Origin of the sequence: Frigoribacterium sp. Leaf415, from assembly GCF_001424645.1 — a bacterium.
Lineage (GTDB): Bacteria > Actinomycetota > Actinomycetes > Actinomycetales > Microbacteriaceae > Frigoribacterium.
On sequence record NZ_LMQR01000001.1, the window covers coordinates 1,461,666 to 1,478,125 of the forward strand.

At 71.5% G+C, this 16,460-nt stretch carries 14 protein-coding genes and 1 pseudogene; all 15 read right to left on the reverse strand.

Annotated features, from left to right (window positions below):
- Window position 1 precedes the first annotated feature (1 nt).
- Entirely contained in the window at window positions 2-817 is an 816-nt protein-coding gene (gene cmk / locus ASG28_RS06695) for a (d)CMP kinase (RefSeq protein WP_200925264.1), read from the reverse strand.
- Window positions 814-1,911, reverse strand: coding sequence for a prephenate dehydrogenase (locus tag ASG28_RS06700; RefSeq protein ID WP_200925319.1), 1,098 nt, complete (start codon window positions 1,909-1,911; stop codon window positions 814-816). Before ASG28_RS06700 ends, cmk begins: the two co-directional genes overlap by 4 nt.
- Before the next feature lie 1,562 nt (window positions 1,912-3,473).
- Window positions 3,474-4,268: pseudogene (locus ASG28_RS16905) on the reverse strand (pseudouridine synthase); the annotation flags it as partial.
- Complete coding sequence (gene scpB, locus ASG28_RS06710; protein ID WP_082454466.1) at window positions 4,258-4,896, reverse strand: SMC-Scp complex subunit ScpB; 639 nt, start codon at window positions 4,894-4,896, stop codon at window positions 4,258-4,260. The pseudogene ASG28_RS16905 and the gene scpB, both read right to left, overlap by 11 nt.
- Window positions 4,886-5,740, reverse strand: a complete 855-nt coding sequence (locus tag ASG28_RS06715) for a segregation and condensation protein A (protein WP_055973347.1) — start codon at window positions 5,738-5,740, stop codon at window positions 4,886-4,888. Before ASG28_RS06715 ends, scpB begins: the two co-directional genes overlap by 11 nt.
- Complete coding sequence (locus ASG28_RS06720; RefSeq protein WP_055973350.1) at window positions 5,724-6,623, reverse strand: ParA family protein; 900 nt, start codon at window positions 6,621-6,623, stop codon at window positions 5,724-5,726. The genes ASG28_RS06715 and ASG28_RS06720 overlap by 17 nt, the downstream gene beginning before the upstream one ends.
- Before the next feature lie 150 nt (window positions 6,624-6,773).
- Window positions 6,774-7,688, reverse strand: a complete 915-nt coding sequence (xerD, locus tag ASG28_RS06725; protein WP_055973353.1) for a site-specific tyrosine recombinase XerD — start codon at window positions 7,686-7,688, stop codon at window positions 6,774-6,776.
- Between the two features lie 49 nt (window positions 7,689-7,737).
- Window positions 7,738-8,349: an NUDIX domain-containing protein gene (locus ASG28_RS06730; RefSeq protein ID WP_082454468.1), complete on the reverse strand. Its 612-nt coding sequence runs from the start codon at window positions 8,347-8,349 to the stop codon at window positions 7,738-7,740.
- On the reverse strand, window positions 8,346-10,064 hold the full coding sequence (locus ASG28_RS06735) for a CTP synthase (RefSeq protein ID WP_082454739.1): 1,719 nt from the start codon (window positions 10,062-10,064) through the stop codon (window positions 8,346-8,348). The genes ASG28_RS06730 and ASG28_RS06735 overlap by 4 nt, the downstream gene beginning before the upstream one ends.
- Before the next feature lie 51 nt (window positions 10,065-10,115).
- Window positions 10,116-11,837 (reverse strand): DNA repair protein RecN, encoded by a 1,722-nt coding sequence (gene recN / locus ASG28_RS06740; RefSeq protein ID WP_055973359.1) that lies wholly within the window; start codon window positions 11,835-11,837, stop codon window positions 10,116-10,118.
- A complete protein-coding gene (locus ASG28_RS06745) occupies window positions 11,834-12,817 on the reverse strand; it encodes an NAD kinase (RefSeq protein ID WP_235477882.1) in 984 nt (327 codons plus the stop codon). Before ASG28_RS06745 ends, recN begins: the two co-directional genes overlap by 4 nt.
- A gap of 5 nt (window positions 12,818-12,822) precedes the next feature.
- Window positions 12,823-13,638 carry a TlyA family RNA methyltransferase gene (locus tag ASG28_RS06750; protein ID WP_055973365.1) on the reverse strand — a complete coding sequence of 272 codons (816 nt, stop codon included), beginning with the start codon at window positions 13,636-13,638 and terminating at the stop codon, window positions 12,823-12,825.
- On the reverse strand, window positions 13,635-13,853 hold the full coding sequence (locus ASG28_RS06755; RefSeq protein ID WP_055973367.1) for a hypothetical protein: 219 nt from the start codon (window positions 13,851-13,853) through the stop codon (window positions 13,635-13,637). Before ASG28_RS06755 ends, ASG28_RS06750 begins: the two co-directional genes overlap by 4 nt.
- A gap of 48 nt (window positions 13,854-13,901) precedes the next feature.
- On the reverse strand, window positions 13,902-14,906 hold the full coding sequence (locus tag ASG28_RS06760; protein ID WP_055973370.1) for an HAD-IIA family hydrolase: 1,005 nt from the start codon (window positions 14,904-14,906) through the stop codon (window positions 13,902-13,904).
- Window positions 14,899-15,819 (reverse strand): hypothetical protein, encoded by a 921-nt coding sequence (locus ASG28_RS06765; RefSeq protein WP_200925266.1) that lies wholly within the window; start codon window positions 15,817-15,819, stop codon window positions 14,899-14,901. Before ASG28_RS06765 ends, ASG28_RS06760 begins: the two co-directional genes overlap by 8 nt.
- Window positions 15,820-16,460: the final 641 nt, after the last annotated feature.

A 16,460-nucleotide genomic window follows, 5' to 3' on the forward strand; every position in this document is an offset into this window, starting at 1 on the left:
CTTAAGAAATGGGGGTGCTCGCTCGCACGAGCTCGACCACGGCCTGCACGGTCTGGTCGAAGTCGAGTTGGGTGGAGTCGACGGTGGAGACGCCGGGTGCGGCGGTCATGAAGTCGACGACCTTGCTGTCGAGCCGGTCGCGGGTCGAGAGCTGCCGAGCTGTCTCTTCGGCACTCTGCCCGGTCACCTCGGCCGAACGCCTGGCCATTCTAGCGGCTTCGCTGGCGGTCAACAGGATTCTGACCTGGGCATCCGGTGCGACGACGGTCGTGATGTCACGCCCCTCGGTGACGATGCCCGGCTTGTCGGTCGACGCGATGATGCGGCGGAAGAGGTCGACCATGAAGCGTCGGACCTCGGGCACCTTGGCCACGTGGCTCACGGCGGTCGTCACGCGCGGCGTGCGGATCTCGTCCGTCACGTCGCGACCGCCGATCGTCACCGAGGAGGCGCGGGCCGGGTCGATCCCGATCGCGTAGCGGAACGTCGGCAAGACGGCGATGACGGCCTCGGCGTCGTCGAGGTCGACGCCGCTGTCGAGGGCGTGCAGGGCGAAAGCCCGGTAGGCCGCCCCCGTGTCTTGGTAGTCGAAGCCGAGGGACGCAGCGGAGGCGCGGCTGACGCTGGACTTGCCGCTTCCGGCCGGTCCGTCGACGGCCACCACGACGTGGCGGTGCACGGCCTCGGCGGTCTCGGCCCGTAGCTCTTCGACGTGGGCCTCGCCGGCGGGACCGCCGACGCCGTGCTCCCCCGGCGAGCGCTCGGGATCGACGTCGGCCGAGTCGACGGGACCGGTTGCACGCGGGTCGCCGCTCATGCGAACGCCCCCGCGACGGTCCAGCCCCGGGCTTCGAGCTCGGTCACGAGTCGGTCTTCTAGTTCGGGCACGATCGATACCTCCGCGAGTCCTACCTGCGCACCCGGCGAGTGCTCGAGCCGCAGGTCTTCCAGGTTGACGCCGATCTCACCGATCTCGGTGAGCAGGCGGGCCAGCTGCCCGGGGGTGTCGTCGACCATGACGATCACCGAGCTGAACTGGGTCTGTTGTCCGTGCTTGCCGGGCAGACGGGCGACGCCGCCGTTGCCCGCGCCGATGCTCTCGGCCACGGTGCGCCGGCTGCCGGGCGCGTCCGGGGCCTCGAGGGCGCCGAGGACCCGGTCGAGGTCGGCGCGCAGGTCGCGCAGCACGTCGGCCACTCGTGAGGCGTTCGCCCCGAGGATCTGCGTCCAGAGGACCGGGTCGCTGCTCGCGATGCGCGTGACGTCCCGGACGCCCTGGCCAGCGAGACCGAGCGAGGCGTCGGGCGCGTCGCGCAAGCGTGTCGCCATCAGCGAGGCGACGACTTGCGGCGCGTGGCTCACGAGGGCGACGCCGGCGTCGTGCTCTTCCGGCGTCATCTCGACCGGGGTCGCGCCCAGGTCGAGCGCCAGGTCCTCGACGGCGGCGGCGCGTCGGTACGTGATGTCGTCGTGCCCGGCGATGACCCAGGGCCGGCCGACGAAGAGGTCGGCGCGGGCCGAGACGGCTCCCCCGCGTTCGCGCCCGGCCATGGGGTGCGAGCCGATGTAGCGCGAGACGTCGGCTCCGCGCGCCCGCAGTTCGGCGAGCGGGGCGACCTTGACCGACGCGACGTCGGTCACGAGCGCCTCGGGCCAGGCGTCGAGTTCGCGGGCGACGATGTCGCTGGTGACGTCGGGCGGCACGGCGACGACGACGAGCACGGGGTCGTCGCTCTCGGCGGGTGCCCGCCCGGCGCCGTAGTCGACGGCGAGGCTGCGCGCGGCCGGCGACACGTCGTCGAGGATGACGTCGACCCCGTGTTGACGCAGTCGCAGACCGATGCTTGCACCGAGCAGACCCGAGCCGACGATGCGCACCTGGCCCGCCAGCCGCCGGCTGCCGGACGTCAGCGCGTCAGCAGTCAGCGCCTCAGCCGTCCGCGCGCCAGCCGTCGGCACGCTAGCCGTCAGCGCGCCAGCCGTCGGCACGCCATCGATCGGCGCGTCGAGCGTGGTGGCGTCGTCAGCCGAGGAGGTGCGGTGCGCGTCGGTCACGACCGGCCGCCCCCTCGAGGACCACGTCCCCCGGCGTCGGGTCGGCCACGGTACGGACGGTCGCCGCCGCGCTCGTCGCGCCCGCCACGGTCGTCGCGCCCGCCACGGTTGTCACGGCCGCCGCGGTCGTCTCGCGGGCCGCGCGCGGGACCGCCGCGCGAACCGCCACGGTCGTCGCGCTGCTCACGGCCCTGGTAGCCGCCGCTGCGCGAGCCGTCACGCCCTGCACGATCGTCGCGGCCCTGGTACCCCGCGCCACGCGAGCCACCTCGGTCGTCGCGACCTTGGTAGCCGCCGCGAGAGTCGCCACGGTCGTCACGCTGCTCACGGCCCTGGTAGCCGCCACGCGACGCGCCGCGGTCGTCACGACCGCCGCGCTCGTCTCGGCCCTGGTACCCGCCCCGCGAACCCCCACGGTCGTCACGACCGCCGCGGTCGTCCCGGCCCTGGTACCCGCCACGCGAGCCCCCACGGTCGTCGCGCGAGTCGCGACCGCCCTGGTAGCCACCGGCGGCACCGCGGTCGTCACGACCGCCTCGTTCGTCCTCGCCGCGCTCGGCCGCGCCGCGGTCGACCCACCCACGGTTGGTCGCCTTGCCGCCGGCGCGGATGCCCGAGGGGCGTCCGGTGCGCGGGTCCCGGTTGGCGTCGCGGTTCGGGTAGCCCGCCGCGCGCTCTTCACCCGGGCTCAGCGGACGGTCGCCGCCACCCCGCGGGGCACGGTCGTCGCGCGAGACGAACCCGCCTCGCGAACCACGGTCGTCGCGCGACACGAAGCCACCGCGATCGTCGCGTCCGCGCCCGTCGTCGTTGCGGCCCTGGTAGCCGGGACGCGACCCACCGCGGTCGTCCCGCCCCTGGTAGCCACCACGGGCGGGGCGCTCGTCGCGTCCCCGGCCGTCGTCGTTGCGACCCTGGTACCCACCGCGCGACTCGCCTCGGCCGTCGTCGTTACGGCCCTGGTACCCACCGCGCGACTCACCGCGGCCGTCACGGCCCTGGTAGCCGCCACGAGCCGGACGCTCGTCGCTCCCGTGGTAACCGGTGCGAGCCGGGCGCCCCTCGCGTCCCCGGCCGTCGTCGTTGTTGCCCTGGTACCCACGAACCGGGCGCTCGTCACCGGAGCGTCCGTCGTTCCGGTTGCCCTGGTAGCCAGCTCGGGTCGGTCGCTCGTCGCGTTGCCCGCGGCGCGCCTCCTGCTCTCGGCGGACCTGCGCACGGCGCGAGGTCGACTCGGCCTGGTCGCGGGCCGCCGCACGACGGCGCTCGGCACGGGCGTCGGTGGCGGGGTCGTACTCTTCGTCGTCCTCGTCGTAGTAGTCCTTCTCGACCTCGTCGTCGGCGAGGGCCAGCTCGACGACGTCGGCCTCGTCGACGGGGGCGTCGGGGCTCTCGGTGATCGGGGCGGCGTCGACCGTCGAGTCCGCCGTGGCGTCGCGCGAGATCGTGAGGATCGCCCCGAGCTCGACCTTGGTCAGCGACCGCATGTGGCCGACCTTCAGCGTGCCGAGGTGGAGCGGGCCGAACGAACGGCGGACGAGGTCGATGACCGGGTGGCCGACGGCCTCGAGCATGCGACGGACGATGCGGTTGCGCCCCGAGTGCAGGGTGATCTCGATCAGCGACGAGTCGGACGAGCGGGAGAGACCCGCGCCACCGGCGACGAGCGTCGCCTTGTCGGCCGCGATCGGGCCGTCGTCGAGCTCGACACCGGTCATGAGCTCGTTGAGCACCGAGGGCGTGACGACGCCCTTGACCTTCGCGATGTAGGTCTTGGTCACGCCGAACGACGGGTGCGCGAGCACGTGCGCGAGCTCGCCGTCGTTGGTCAGGACGAGCAGGCCGCTCGTCTCGACGTCGAGGCGGCCGACGTTGAAGAGGCGCTCTTCGTACTGCTCGGTGAACTGGCGCAGGTCGGGGCGACCGTTCTCGTCGCTCAGGGTGCTGACGATGCCGACCGGCTTGTTGAGCATGACGTAGCGACGCGTGGCGTCGAGCTGCACGGCGCTGCCGTCGACGACGATCTTGTCCTTCGCCGGGTCGATGCGTCGGCCGGGCTCGGTGACGACCTTGCCGTTCACCGTCACCCGACCGGCGGCGATCATGTCTTCGCTGACGCGGCGCGAGGCCACGCCCGCGGCCGCCATGACCTTCTGCAGGCGTTCGCCCGAGGCCAGCTCGGAATCGTCGGAGGAGGACTGACTACGCGACATCGTCGAAACCCCCTTGGCCGTCCGAGAGGAGGGGCGAGATGAGCGGGAGCTCATCGAGCGAGTTGATGCCGAGATGGGTCAAGAGGAGGCCTGTCGTTTCGTAGTTGATGGCGCCTGTCTCGGGGTCGGTGGACGACTCCGTGATCAGGCCGCGACCCAGCAGCGTACGGACGACCGAGTCGACGTTGACCGCCCGGATCTGGGCGATGCTGCTGCGGGTGATGGGTTGCTTGTAGGCGATGACCGCCAGCGTCTCGAGAGCCGCTGAGGACAGTTTCGTCGGGTTCTGCGTCAGCACGAAATCGCGCACGACCGGATCGTGCTCGTCACGCACGTAGAATCGCCAGCCGCCACCGACCTCACGCAGCTCGAAACCGCGCCGGACGGTGCCGTCGACCCCGTCGAAATCGGCCACCAGCGCCGCGATCGCCTGCCGCACCGCGGCGACCGGCGCGCCGACGGCGGTCGCCAGGTCGACGAGCGGCTGCGGCTCGTCGGCGACCATCAGCAGCGCCTCGAGCTGGCGTGCGATCGCGCTGGTCGGGTCGGCCTCACGGTTCTGGGCCCCCTCGGCCCGGGCCTCGGGCGTCTCGACGGACGAGGAGGCGCGGGTCGCGTCAGCCCTCATAATCGGCCCCCAGCGCCGCCAGGTTCTCTTCGGTCCAGGTCTCGGCCACCCAGCGGACGCTGAGTTCGCCGAGCGGCTCGACCTGCTCGAACGAGATGGACGCGTGACGGTACAGCTCGAGCAGGGCCAGGAACCGGGCGACGACGACGCCCTTCTCGTCGATGCCGGCGACGAGTTCGCGAAAGGTGAGGACCGCGCCGCGACGCAGCAACGACACGACGATGGCCGCCTGCTCGCGGATGCTGACCAGGGGGGCGTGCAGGTGGTCGAGGCCGACCGTGGGGATCTCGCGTGGCGTCAGCGCCAGGGTGGCGAGGGCGGCGAAGCCGTCGGGCGAGAGCGTCCAGACGAGTTCGGGGGTCGTGACGCGGTACTTCTGTTCGAGTCGCACCGAGCGGGCGTGCCGGGCCGCCTCGGCGGCTCCGTGCTGCGCGAACCATTCGGCGGCCTGCTTGAAGGCCCGGTACTGCAGCAGCCGGGCGAAGAGCAGGTCGCGCGCCTCGAGCAGTGCGACGTCCTCGGCGTCGACGAGTTCGCCCTGCGGCAGCAGCCCCGCCACCTTGAGGTCGAGCAGCGTGGCCGCGACGACGATGAACTCGCTGGCCTGGTCGAGGTTCTCGTCGGTGTCGAGGCGGCGGAGGAACGACAGGAACTCGTCGGTCACGGCGTTGAGGGCGACCTCGGTGATGTCCATCTCGCGCTTGGTGATCAACGAGAGCAGCAGGTCGAACGGGCCGCTGAAGTTCTCGAGTCGCACCTCGAAGCCGGGCGAGACCTCAGGAGCCGCGAGGGCGGTCTCGTCGGGGTCGACCTCGGCGTTTGCCGACTCAGGCCGCGGCACCACGCGCGATCAGCTCTCGGGCCAGCTGGCGGTAGGCCTGCGCCGCCGGGTGCTCGGGGGCGAACTTGGTGATCGGCGTGCCGGCGACCGACGCGTCGGGGAACTTCACGGTGCGACCGATGACGGTCTCGAGCACCTGGTCGTCGAACGCCTCGACGACGCGCTCGAGCACCTCGCGGCTGTGCAGCGTGCGCGAGTCGAACATGGTCGGCAGGATGCCGTCGAGCGTGATCGCGGGGTTCAGCCGGTCGCGCACCTTCTCGATGGTCTCGACGAGCAGGGCGACGCCGCGGAGCGCGAAGAACTCGCACTCGAGCGGGATCAGCACCCCGTGCGCCGCGGTGAGGGCGTTGACGGTCAGCAGGCCGAGCGAGGGCTGGCAGTCGATCAGGACGACGTCGTACTCGTCGCTGACCTGGCGCAGGATGCGCGCGAGGATCTGCTCGCGCGCGACCTCGTTGACGAGGTGGACCTCGGCGGCGGAGAGGTCGATGTTGGCCGGCATGACGTCGAGGTTCTCGACGCGCGTGGGCACGATGACGTCGTGGGCGTCTTTCACGGCGCCGATCATGAGGTCGTAGATCGTGGCCTGGTCGTGCGACTGCACGCCGAGGCCCGCGGTCAGGGCGCCCTGCGGGTCGAAGTCGATGGCCAACACACGGCGGCCGTACTCGGCGAACGCGGCGCCGAGGTTGATCGTCGTGGTGGTCTTGCCGACGCCGCCCTTCTGGTTGCAGAGGGTGATGATGCGGGCCGGGCCGTGGCTCGACAGGGGCTCGGGAGTCGGGAACTCGGTACGCGGGCGCCCGGTGGGGCCGTTCGCGGGGACGGTCGCCGGAGCGCTCTCGAAGAGGGCGGGGGTGCTCGAGGTCGGCTTGGTGCTCACGGGTACGAGAGTACCGGCGACCCCCGACGCCCACGGGCTGCCGCGCCCGGCCCGTCACCAGGAAGCCTCATGCCTTGCTTGAGGGTTTTGCCTGGTCAGCGAGGGGTCAGCGCCGGGTCGGGGCTCGATCGGGGCTCGGTCTGCGCCCGGTCACGACGCCCATCGTGCCCGCGGGTGCGCCGTCGAGTAGACGTCCCGCAGCGCGTCCGCCGTCACCAGCGTGTAGATCTGCGTCGTCGCCACGGACGAGTGCCCCAGCAGCTCTTGAACGACCCGGACGTCGGCCCCGCCCTCGAGCAGGTGCGTCGCGAAGGAGTGCCGCAGCGTGTGCGGCGACACCTCGAGGCCGAGCTGGGCCCGCTCGGCCGCCGCCTGGATGATGAGCCACGCGTTCTGCCGCGACACCCTGGCCCCGCGCGTGCCGAGGAACAGCGCGGGCGTCGGTTCTCCCCGCGGCGAGAACACTGGTCGGGCACGCACGAGGTACGCGTCCAGCGCCCGCCGCGCGTAGCTACCGAGCGGCACGATGCGCTGCTTGTTCCCCTTGCCGAACAGGCGCACGACGTCACCCTCGACCACGTCGTCGACGTTGAGCGACACCGCCTCGCTCACCCGCGCCCCCGTCGCGTAGAGCAGCTCGAGCAGGGCCTTGTCGCGCAGTCGGGTCGGCTCGTCGCCGTCGGTGGCGGCGAGCAGCGCCTCGACCTGGCCGACCGAGATGGCCTTCGGGAGGCGGCTCGGCAGCTTGGGAGGCCGGGTGGTGGCGGCCACGTCCACCGCGACCAGCCCCTCCTCGAGGGCGAAGCGGTGGAACCCCCGCACCGACGACAGCACCCGGGCAACCGAGGAGGCGCCCAGCGGCTTCTCGGCGCGGGTCGCCAGCGCCGCCGGGAACGTCGCGACGTCCCCGGGCTCGACCTCGTCGAGGGTGAGGCGACCGGCCTCCGCCAGGTGAGCCCGCCAGAGGACGAGGTCGCGGCGGTACGCCGCCGTCGTGTTCGGGCTGAGGCCGCGCTCGACCGAGACGTGTCTCAGGTACCGGTCCAGCGCCTCCTCGATCGTCACCAGGCCACGCTACGGCCGGGGCCGCCGCGCCGACGGGGCGACGCGCACCTCAGCGGGACGCGACCGCGGCGAGCGCCGCGATGCTGAGGATCGAGTTGTGCAGGCGTCCGGCGAGGACGCCGTCGACGATCTCGTCGAGCGAGACCCAACGCTTCTCGATGTCGGCCTCTTCGTCGCTGCGCTCGAACGCACCCTCCGTCGCACTGACACCGGTGGCACGGTAGACCGTGACCATCTCGTCGTTGCCGCCGGGCGTGGTGTGGAACGAGACGAGTTCGTCCCAGGTCGTCGCCTGCAGGTCGGCCTCTTCGGCGAGCTCGCGCTTGGCGGCGTCGAGCTTGCTCTCGTCCTCGGCGTCGAGCAGGCCCGCGGGCAGCTCCCAGTCGCGGGTGCGGATCGGGTGCCGGTACTGCTTGATGACGAGCACGCGCTGCTCGTCGTCGACGGCCAGGACGGCGACGGCCCCGGTGTGCGCGACGTACTCGCGCACCATCGGCGAGCCGTTGTAGTCGACGGTGTCGCGCTTGACGTTCCAGACGGCGCCTTCGAAGACGACCTCGGTCTTCGTGACCGTCGGCGTCGCCGGCTCGTCGGCGAGCAGGCCGCCGGCGGTGGCACCCGCCCCGGCGGCCGTCGTGCCCGCACCCGAGGCGTCGGTCACGCGACGACCTCGGCGGCGTCGGCCTCATCGGCCTCGTCGGCGAACAGCTTGCTCGCGTCGTGGCGCTCGAGGGATGCGGCGACGAGCCCGGCGAACAGCGGGTGCGCGTCGTTGGGGCGCGACCGCAGCTCGGGGTGTGCCTGCGTGCCGATGTAGAACGGGTGGACGTCGCGGTCGAGCTCGACGTACTCGACGAGCGTGCCGTCGGGCGAGGTGCCCGAGAAGCGGAGGCCCGCGTCGGCGATCTGCTGACGGTACTGGTTCGAGACCTCGTAGCGGTGGCGGTGACGCTCGGACACCAGCTCGGAGCCGTACAGGTCGGCGGCGAGCGAGCCCGGCGTGAGGGCGGCCGGGTAGAGGCCGAGGCGCATGGTGCCGCCCAGGTCGCCGTCGGCGATGATGTCGACCTGCTCGGCCATGGTCGCGACGACCGCGTACTCGGTGTCGGGGTCGAACTCGGACGAGGAGGCGCCGGTCAGGCCGGCCTCGTTGCGTGCGTACTCGATGACCATGCACTGCAGGCCCAGGCAGAGGCCGAGCGCCGGCAGGCCGTTCTCGCGGGCGTAGCGGAGCGCGCCGAGCTTGCCCTCGATGCCGCGGATGCCGAAGCCGCCGGGCACGCAGATGCCGTCGACGCCACGGAGCGCCTTCGCGGCCCCCTCGGGGGTCTCGCAGTCGTCGGAGGGGATCCAGGTCAGCGACACCTTGGTCTGGTGCGCGAACCCGCCCGCCTTGAGCGCCTCGGTGACCGACAGGTAGGCGTCGGGCAGGTCGATGTACTTGCCGACCAGGCCGATCGTGACCTCGTGCTTCGGCTCGTGAACCGCGGTCAGCACGGGCTGCCAGCCCGACCAGTCGACGTCGCCGGCCTTCTCGCCGAGACCCAGGTGATCGATGATGTACGCGTCGAGCCCCTGGTCGTTCAGCATGGCCGGGATGTCGTAGATGCTCGCGACGTCCTTCGCGTTGACGACCGCGTCTTCGTCGACGTCGCACATCAGGGCGATCTTCTTCTTGTTGCTCTCGCTGACCGGGCGATCGCTGCGCAGGACGAGGGCGTCGGGCTGGATGCCGATCGAGCGCAGGGCGGCGACGCTGTGCTGCGTCGGCTTGGTCTTCTGTTCGCCGGACGCGCCCATGTAGGGCACGAGCGAGACGTGCACGAAGAACACGTTCTTGCGACCGAGCTCGTGGCGCACCTGACGGGCGGCCTCGATGAACGGCTGGCTCTCGATGTCGCCGACCGTGCCGCCGACCTCGGTGATGATCACGTCGGGCTTCGGGTCGTCGTCGGCCTGCTGGCGCATGCGCCGCTTGATCTCGTCGGTGATGTGCGGGATGACCTGCACGGTGTCACCGAGGTACTCGCCGCGTCGCTCTTTCGCGATGACGGTCGAGTAGATCTGGCCGGTCGTGACGTTCGCCGACTGACCGAGGTCGATGTCGAGGAATCGCTCGTAGTGCCCGATGTCGAGGTCGGTCTCGGCACCGTCGTCGGTGACGAAGACCTCACCGTGCTGGAACGGGTTCATCGTGCCCGGATCGACGTTCAGGTACGGATCGAGCTTCTGCATGACCACGCGCAGCCCGCGGGCCGTGAGCAGATTGCCCAGGCTGGCGGCCGTCAGGCCTTTTCCGAGGGAGGAGACGACGCCTCCGGTGACGAAGATGTGCTTCGTCGTGCTGGCATCTGGACCCGAGTTCTCAACGTTCACCACGGGATTCCATCCTATGTCACACCGAGCCGTTCCGACAGACCACGCCTGTTACGAACGTGTGTCGGCTGTGGCCAGTCGTCGGGCCGACGAGGCGAGCTCGAGCAGCTCGCGCGCGTGTTCGAGGCCACTGGAGCTGTCGGGCAATCCCGAGAGGAGACGGGCCATCTCGGCGACTCGCTCGTCGCCGTCGAGCTGGTGCACGCTGCTGGCGGTCACCTCGCCCGAGGCGTCCTTCACGACGCGGAGGTGGTTCGTGGCGAACGCGGCGACCTGGGCCAGGTGCGTCACCACGATGACCTGTGCCCGTTCGGCGAGCGCCGCCAGTCGTCGACCGATCTCGATCGCGGCCGATCCGCCGACGCCCGCGTCGACCTCGTCGAACACGAACGTGGGCACGTCGCTCGACCCGGCCATGACGACCTCGAGCGCGAGCATCACGCGGGACAGCTCGCCGCCGGATGCGCCCTTGCCGAGCGGCCGGGGTTCGCTGCCGGGGTGCGGCCTCAGCAGCAGCGACACGACGTCGCCGCCGCTCGTCCCGAGCTCGTCGCGCGGTGAGACCTCGACGACGATCTCGGCACCGGTCATGGCCAGGGCGCTCAACTCGGCGCTGACGCGCGTGGAGAGGTCGGCCCCGGAGGCGCGGCGCAGCTCGCCCAGGACGCCCGCCCGCCGCTCGGCCTCGGCCCGCAGCTCGGCCACGTCGTCGTCGAGGTGCGCGAGTCGGTCGTCGTCGCCGTCGAGCTCGACCAGGCGTCGGCTTCCGTCGTCGAGCAGCCGGATGACGTCGTCGAGGGTGGGGCCGTACTTGCGGACGAGCCCGGCCAGATCGGCGCGACGCGTCTGCACCGACTCGAGTTCGACGGCGACGTCGGCGTCGAGGGTGCCGAGGTAGCTCGACAGGCGTGACGCGGATTCACCGACCTGGACGCTGACCTCGGCCAGCAGGTCGGCGATCGGCTCGAGGGCCGGATCGTGAGGCGCGACGCGTTCGATCTGACGCCGGGCCTCTTCGACGAGGGAAACGACGTCGCGGGTGCCGTCGACCGCGTCGGTCGAGAGCACCTCGTGGGCGAGCCCGGCCGCCAGCCGCAGGTCTTCGGCGTTGCTCAGCCGCTCGGCCGTGGCGTCGAGTTCGTCGAGTTCGCCGGCCACGGGGGCGAGCCCCTCGATCTCGTCGATCGCGGTGCGGAGGCTCTCGGCCTCGTCGCGTCGCGCGTCGCGGTCGCGGGTGATCTCGTCGAGTTCGGCGCGGGCGGCCAGCCAGGCGTCGTAGGCCATGCGGTAGTGTGCGGCGGCCTGGGCCAGGGCGGCCCCGCCGTGCGCGTCGACGGCCGCACGCTGGGCCGCGGCGGACTTGAGACGGATCTGCTCGGACTGGCCGTGCACCACCACGAGATGGTCGGCGAGGTCACCGAGCACGCCGATGGGAGCCGTACGCCCGCCGACGACCGCACGACTGCGCCCCTCGGCCGAGACGACACGACTGAGGAAGAGTTCGCCGTCGTCGACGTCGCCGCCCGCGTCACGGACCCGCTCGACGATGGCCCCCTCGGCGGGGACCAGCCAGCGGCCGTCCACCACGGCCTGGGGGCTGCCCGAGCGGACGACCCCGCTCTCGGCACGCTGGCCGAGCAGGAGGCCGAGCGCCGACACGACCATGGTCTTGCCCGCACCGGTCTCGCCCGTGACGGCCGTGAAGCCGGGACCGAGCGGCAGCGTGGCACGACCGATCACACCGAGGTCGCGGATCGAGATCTCTTCGATCATCGGTCGCCCTCGGGCGCTGCGACGGTCGGCGACGTCGAGGTGCCCGACACAGCGGGGGCGTCCTCGACGGGGGCAGGACCGCGCCAGCCGGTGACCGGCAGCTGGAACTTGGCCACGAGACGGTCCGTGAACGGGCCCGTCCGCAGGCGGGCGAGTCGCACGGGCTGGTCGGAGCGGCTGCACTCGACCCGGGCCCCCGGGGGCAGGTCGTGCTCGCGACGACCGTCGCACCACAGGATGCCGCGGGCGTCGGTGCGGCTCAGCACCTCGACGGCGAGCACCGAGTCGGGCCCGACGACGAGCGGGCGGGCGAAGAGGGCGTGGGCACTGAGCGGCACGAGTAGGAGCGCCTGCACGGCAGGCCACACCACGGGGCCGCCGGCCGAGAACGAGTAGGCCGTCGAGCCCGTCGGCGTCGACATGACCACACCGTCGCAGCCGAACGACGACAGGGGGCGACCGTCGACCTCGATGACGACCTCGAGCATGCGTTCGCGCGAGGCCTTCTCGACCGTCGCCTCGTTCATGGCCCAGGTCTCGTAGACGACCTCGTCACGGTTGGTGACCTTGACGTCGAGCGCGAAACGCTCCTCGACCTCGTAGTCGGCGGCGAGCACGCGAGCGACGGTGTCGGCCATCTCGTCGCGCTCGCTCTCGGCCAGGAACCCGACGTGCCCGAGGTTGACGCCGACGATGGGTGCCCGGGTGCCGCGGATCAACTCGGCGGCACGCAGGATCGTGCCGTCGCCGCCGAGGACGATGACGCATTCGAGGTCGTCGCAGGCCACGCCGTCGAAGAGGATCTCGACGTCGTCGATGGCGGCCGTGGGCTGGGCCCGACGGATGTCGTCCCACTCGTCACGGGGCAGCACGGGAACCACGCCGGCGTCGCCCAGCAGCCCGCAGACCTCGAGGGCGGCGTCGATCGAGTCGGGGCGCCCCGTGTGCGAGACGACCAGGATGTGTCGTGTCGAAGAGATGTCGTTCACCCTCTCGTCAAGCTGTCGGCCGTGCTGAGCCATTCTGTCGGATTCGTCCCGGCCGAGGCCGAGAAGTGCACACAGTACTCGCGGTTGCCCGAGCCACCGACGATCGGGGACGAGATGAGGCCCGCCGTGCCGAGCCCCAGGTCGTGGGCGGCCCACAACACGGTCGTGACGGCCTCGTTCCGCAACACGGGGTCGAGCACGAGGCCTTCGCGGACCCCCTGCCGACCCACCTCGAACTGCGGCTTGATCAGCAGGACGAAGTCGTTGTCCACACCCACGCTCGCCACGAGCGCGGGCAGCACCATCGTCAGCGAGATGAAGGACACGTCGGCCACGACGAGCGACACCGAGGAGGCGCGGGTCGTCAACGCCGCGAACCGCTCGGCCGTCAGGTACCTCGCGTTCTCGCCCTCGATGATCGTGACCCGCGGGTCGAAGCGCACGGGGTTCGCCAGCTGACCGTGGCCGACGTCGAGGGCGACGACGTGGTCGGCACCGCGCTCGAGGAGGACCTGGGTGAACCCGCCCGTGGACGCGCCGACGTCGAGGGCCGTGCGGCCCGTCGGGTCGACACCGAACGCGTCGAGAGCACCCAGCAGCTTGTGTGCCGCACGACTGACGTAGTGGTCGAGACCGGCGACGGCGACGTCGTCCGACTCGCCCACCCGGGCGGAGGCCTTCACGACCCCGACGCCGTTGACCGTCACCAGCCCGTCCGACAGCAGCCGGGCTGCATGCGTCCGCGACCGGGCGAGACCGCGCCGGGCGAGCACGGAGTCGAGTCGCTCCCCCGGCGCCTCGGAGGCCGTCATCGACCGCCCTGACCGGTGTCGCCCGTGGTGCCTTCGAGCACCGAGCGGAGTTCGTCGTGGACCTCTCCGAAGGCCTGGGCCCGGGAGGCCAAGGGCTGGGATTCGATGTCGGCCAGGCGGGTGGCGGACGCGACCCGCGCCTCCTGACGGTCTGCGGCATCGACGACGTCGAGGTCGGTGTCGCCGCGGACGGTGGCGTCGGGATGGTCGCTCATGGTGCCGTCCAGACTAGCCGCCGCCCCTGACGGTCGGGGCGGACGCGATCAGCCGTCGGCGTGCAGCGTGGGGTCGACGTCGAGCCCGTAGATCGCCTTGCCGGTCCCCCACACAGCGGTGGCCCCGGCGCGCAGCAGGTCGACGGGGTCGTCCCCCTCGGACAACACACGCACGACGTGACCGCGGACGGCGACGCTCGCACCCCGGACAGTGACGACGTGCACGTCCTCTTCGTCGTGCTCGACGGTCTCGGGATACGGCTGGTCCAGCTCGCGGAGGTCGCCGACGATGAAGTCCGGCCGCGACTTGGTGTCCGCGGCGAGCACCTGCTTCGCACCGTCGATGCCGGTCAGCACGAGGATGGAGACGAGCCCCGCCGCGTTCGCACCCACGATGTCGGTGTCGAGCCGGTCGCCGATGAACGCGGCCTTCGTCGCCCCGAACCGCTCGACGGCGGCGGTGAAGATCGGCGTCTCGGGCTTGCCGGCGGTCACGGGCAAGCGCCCGACGGCCGTGTGCACCGCGGACACGAGCGTGCCGTTGCCCGGTGCGACGCCACGCTCTTGCGGGATCGTCCAGTCCGTGTTCGTCGCGATCCACGGGATGCCCGTGTGCAACGCGAAGGAGGCCTCGGCGAGCTGCGCCCACCCGACGTCGGGGCTGAAGCCCTGGACGACCGCGGCGGGGGCGTCGTCGGCCGATCGGGTCACGACGAATCCCTCGGCCTCGAGGACCGACGTCAGCCCCTCTCCACCGACCACGAGAACCGTCGAGCCGGCGGGCACGGCATCGACGAGGAGGCGCACCGCGGCCTGCGGGGACGTCACCACGTCGTCGGCACCCACCTCGAGCCCGTAGCCGGCCAGCTGACCGGCCACCGTCTCGGCCGTCCGCGACGCGTTGTTCGTGATGTACCCGACGCGACGGGTGCGAGCCACGTGCGTCAAGCTGTCGACCGCGTGGTCGATGGCGTGTCGCCCCCGGTACACCACCCCGTCCAGATCGGCGAGGACGGTGTCGACGCCGTCGAGCGGCGTCGCCGCGTCAGCCACGGTGGTCGTCGACGTCGTCCGCGAGCGGCGGAGTCGTCTCGGGATCGGCAGTCTCATCGTGCTGTCCGTGCTCCTCGTCGTGCGTCTCTTCCGAGTCGTCATCCGGCTCGGTCTCGGGGTCGACCACGACGACCTCGTCGCCGTCCGGGGCCCCCGCGTCCACGTCGTCGTCCACGTACCCGTCGGCTTCATCGGACTCGTCGTCGGACTCGTCGAGCGTGACGGGCAGGTCGTCCACGATGTCGACGTCCTCCTCGACGATCTCCACGGTCTCACCGTCGGCACCACCGTTTTCGAGCGCCGCGAGAGCGTCCTCGGCGCGGTCGGCGAGTTCGAGCCACTTCTCCCCCTCGTCGGGACGTCCGAGATCTTCGAGGACCGTGCCGTAGGCAGCGAAGAGGGCGGGGCTGTAGCTGAAGGCCTTCGTGCGGTCCAGCTGGGGAATCTCGAGTTCGCCCAAGGCAGCCTGCGCTTGGCCGAGGTCGAGACGCGCACCCGACATCGCGATGGCCAACGAGACGCGCACCTGCACGTCGAGGGTCGACACGTCGACGGACCGCCCGAGCTCGAGCGCCCGCTCGGGGCGACCGAGACCGCGTTCGCTGTCGACCATCAGGGGCAACTGGTCGTCGCGGCCCGAGATGCGGCGGTAGGTGCGGAGTTCTCGCAACGTGAGGGCGTAGTCGCCCACCTGGTAGGCGGTGATGGCGATCGTCTCGCGGACGACCGAGATGCGCCCCGCGCGACGACCTGCCGACAGGGCATGCTTGTGGGCTTCTTCCGGGTCCTCGTCGATCAGTCGACCGGCCATGACCAAGTGCTTGGCGACCCAGTCCGCGTTCTCCTTGCTGAGCGTCTTGAGCTCACCACGCGCCACCTTGTCGAGGTCACGGGGCTCGACGTCGTCGGGCACGTGCGCGACCTCTTGCGCCGGACGGACCGACTTGATGCCGAACGGATCGCGGTCCTCAGGGGTCTCCCGCGGCTTCCATGCCTCTCGGCGATCACCACGTCCGGTCGAGCCGGCACGAGGGCCCGCTCCGCGACGATCATCGCCGCCGGGGCGACCACCGCGCTGAGGCCGATCACCGGAAGACGGACGATCCCCACGCTGGGGCCTGTCGCCGTAAGAAGGACGGTCACCCCGCTGAGGGCGATCACCCGACGACGGACGATCGCCACGCTGAGGGCGATCACCGTAGGAGGGACGGTCCCCCCGCTGAGGACGCTCACCCGAAGACGGGCGTTCCCCGCGCTGGGGGCGGTCGTTCGACGGGCGCCCTCCGGTCGGTCGTCCGCCGGACGGACGGCCCTCGGCCGAACGGCCACCCTGCTGAGGGCGACCACCGGTGGGACGATCCCCTGAAGGACGCCCTCGATCACCGGAAGACGGGCGGCCACTTCCACCACCGCCGTGAGGGCCACTGCTGCCAGAGCCCGAGGAGGGGCGGCGCGGGCCGTCCTTGCGGTCATCGTCGTCGCGATCAGTCACCGAAGTGCTCCTCTGTTGTTCTCTGCCAGCTGTCGAGTTGTGAAGGGATGACTCTACCAAAG

Bases quoted from the DNA above. Each gene is read 5' to 3' on its own strand.
- cmk (WP_200925264.1), bottom strand. From the start codon at position 817: ATGAGCGGCGACCCGCGTGCAACCGGTCCCGTCGACTCGGCCGACGTC.
- scpB (WP_082454466.1), bottom strand. From the start codon at position 4,896: ATGAGGGCTGACGCGACCCGCGCCTCCTCGTCCGTCGAGACGCCCGAG.
- recN (WP_055973359.1), bottom strand. From the start codon at position 11,837: ATGATCGAAGAGATCTCGATCCGCGACCTCGGTGTGATCGGTCGTGCC.
- ASG28_RS06750 (WP_055973365.1), bottom strand. From the start codon at position 13,638: ATGACGGCCTCCGAGGCGCCGGGGGAGCGACTCGACTCCGTGCTCGCC.
- ASG28_RS06755 (WP_055973367.1), bottom strand. From the start codon at position 13,853: ATGAGCGACCATCCCGACGCCACCGTCCGCGGCGACACCGACCTCGAC.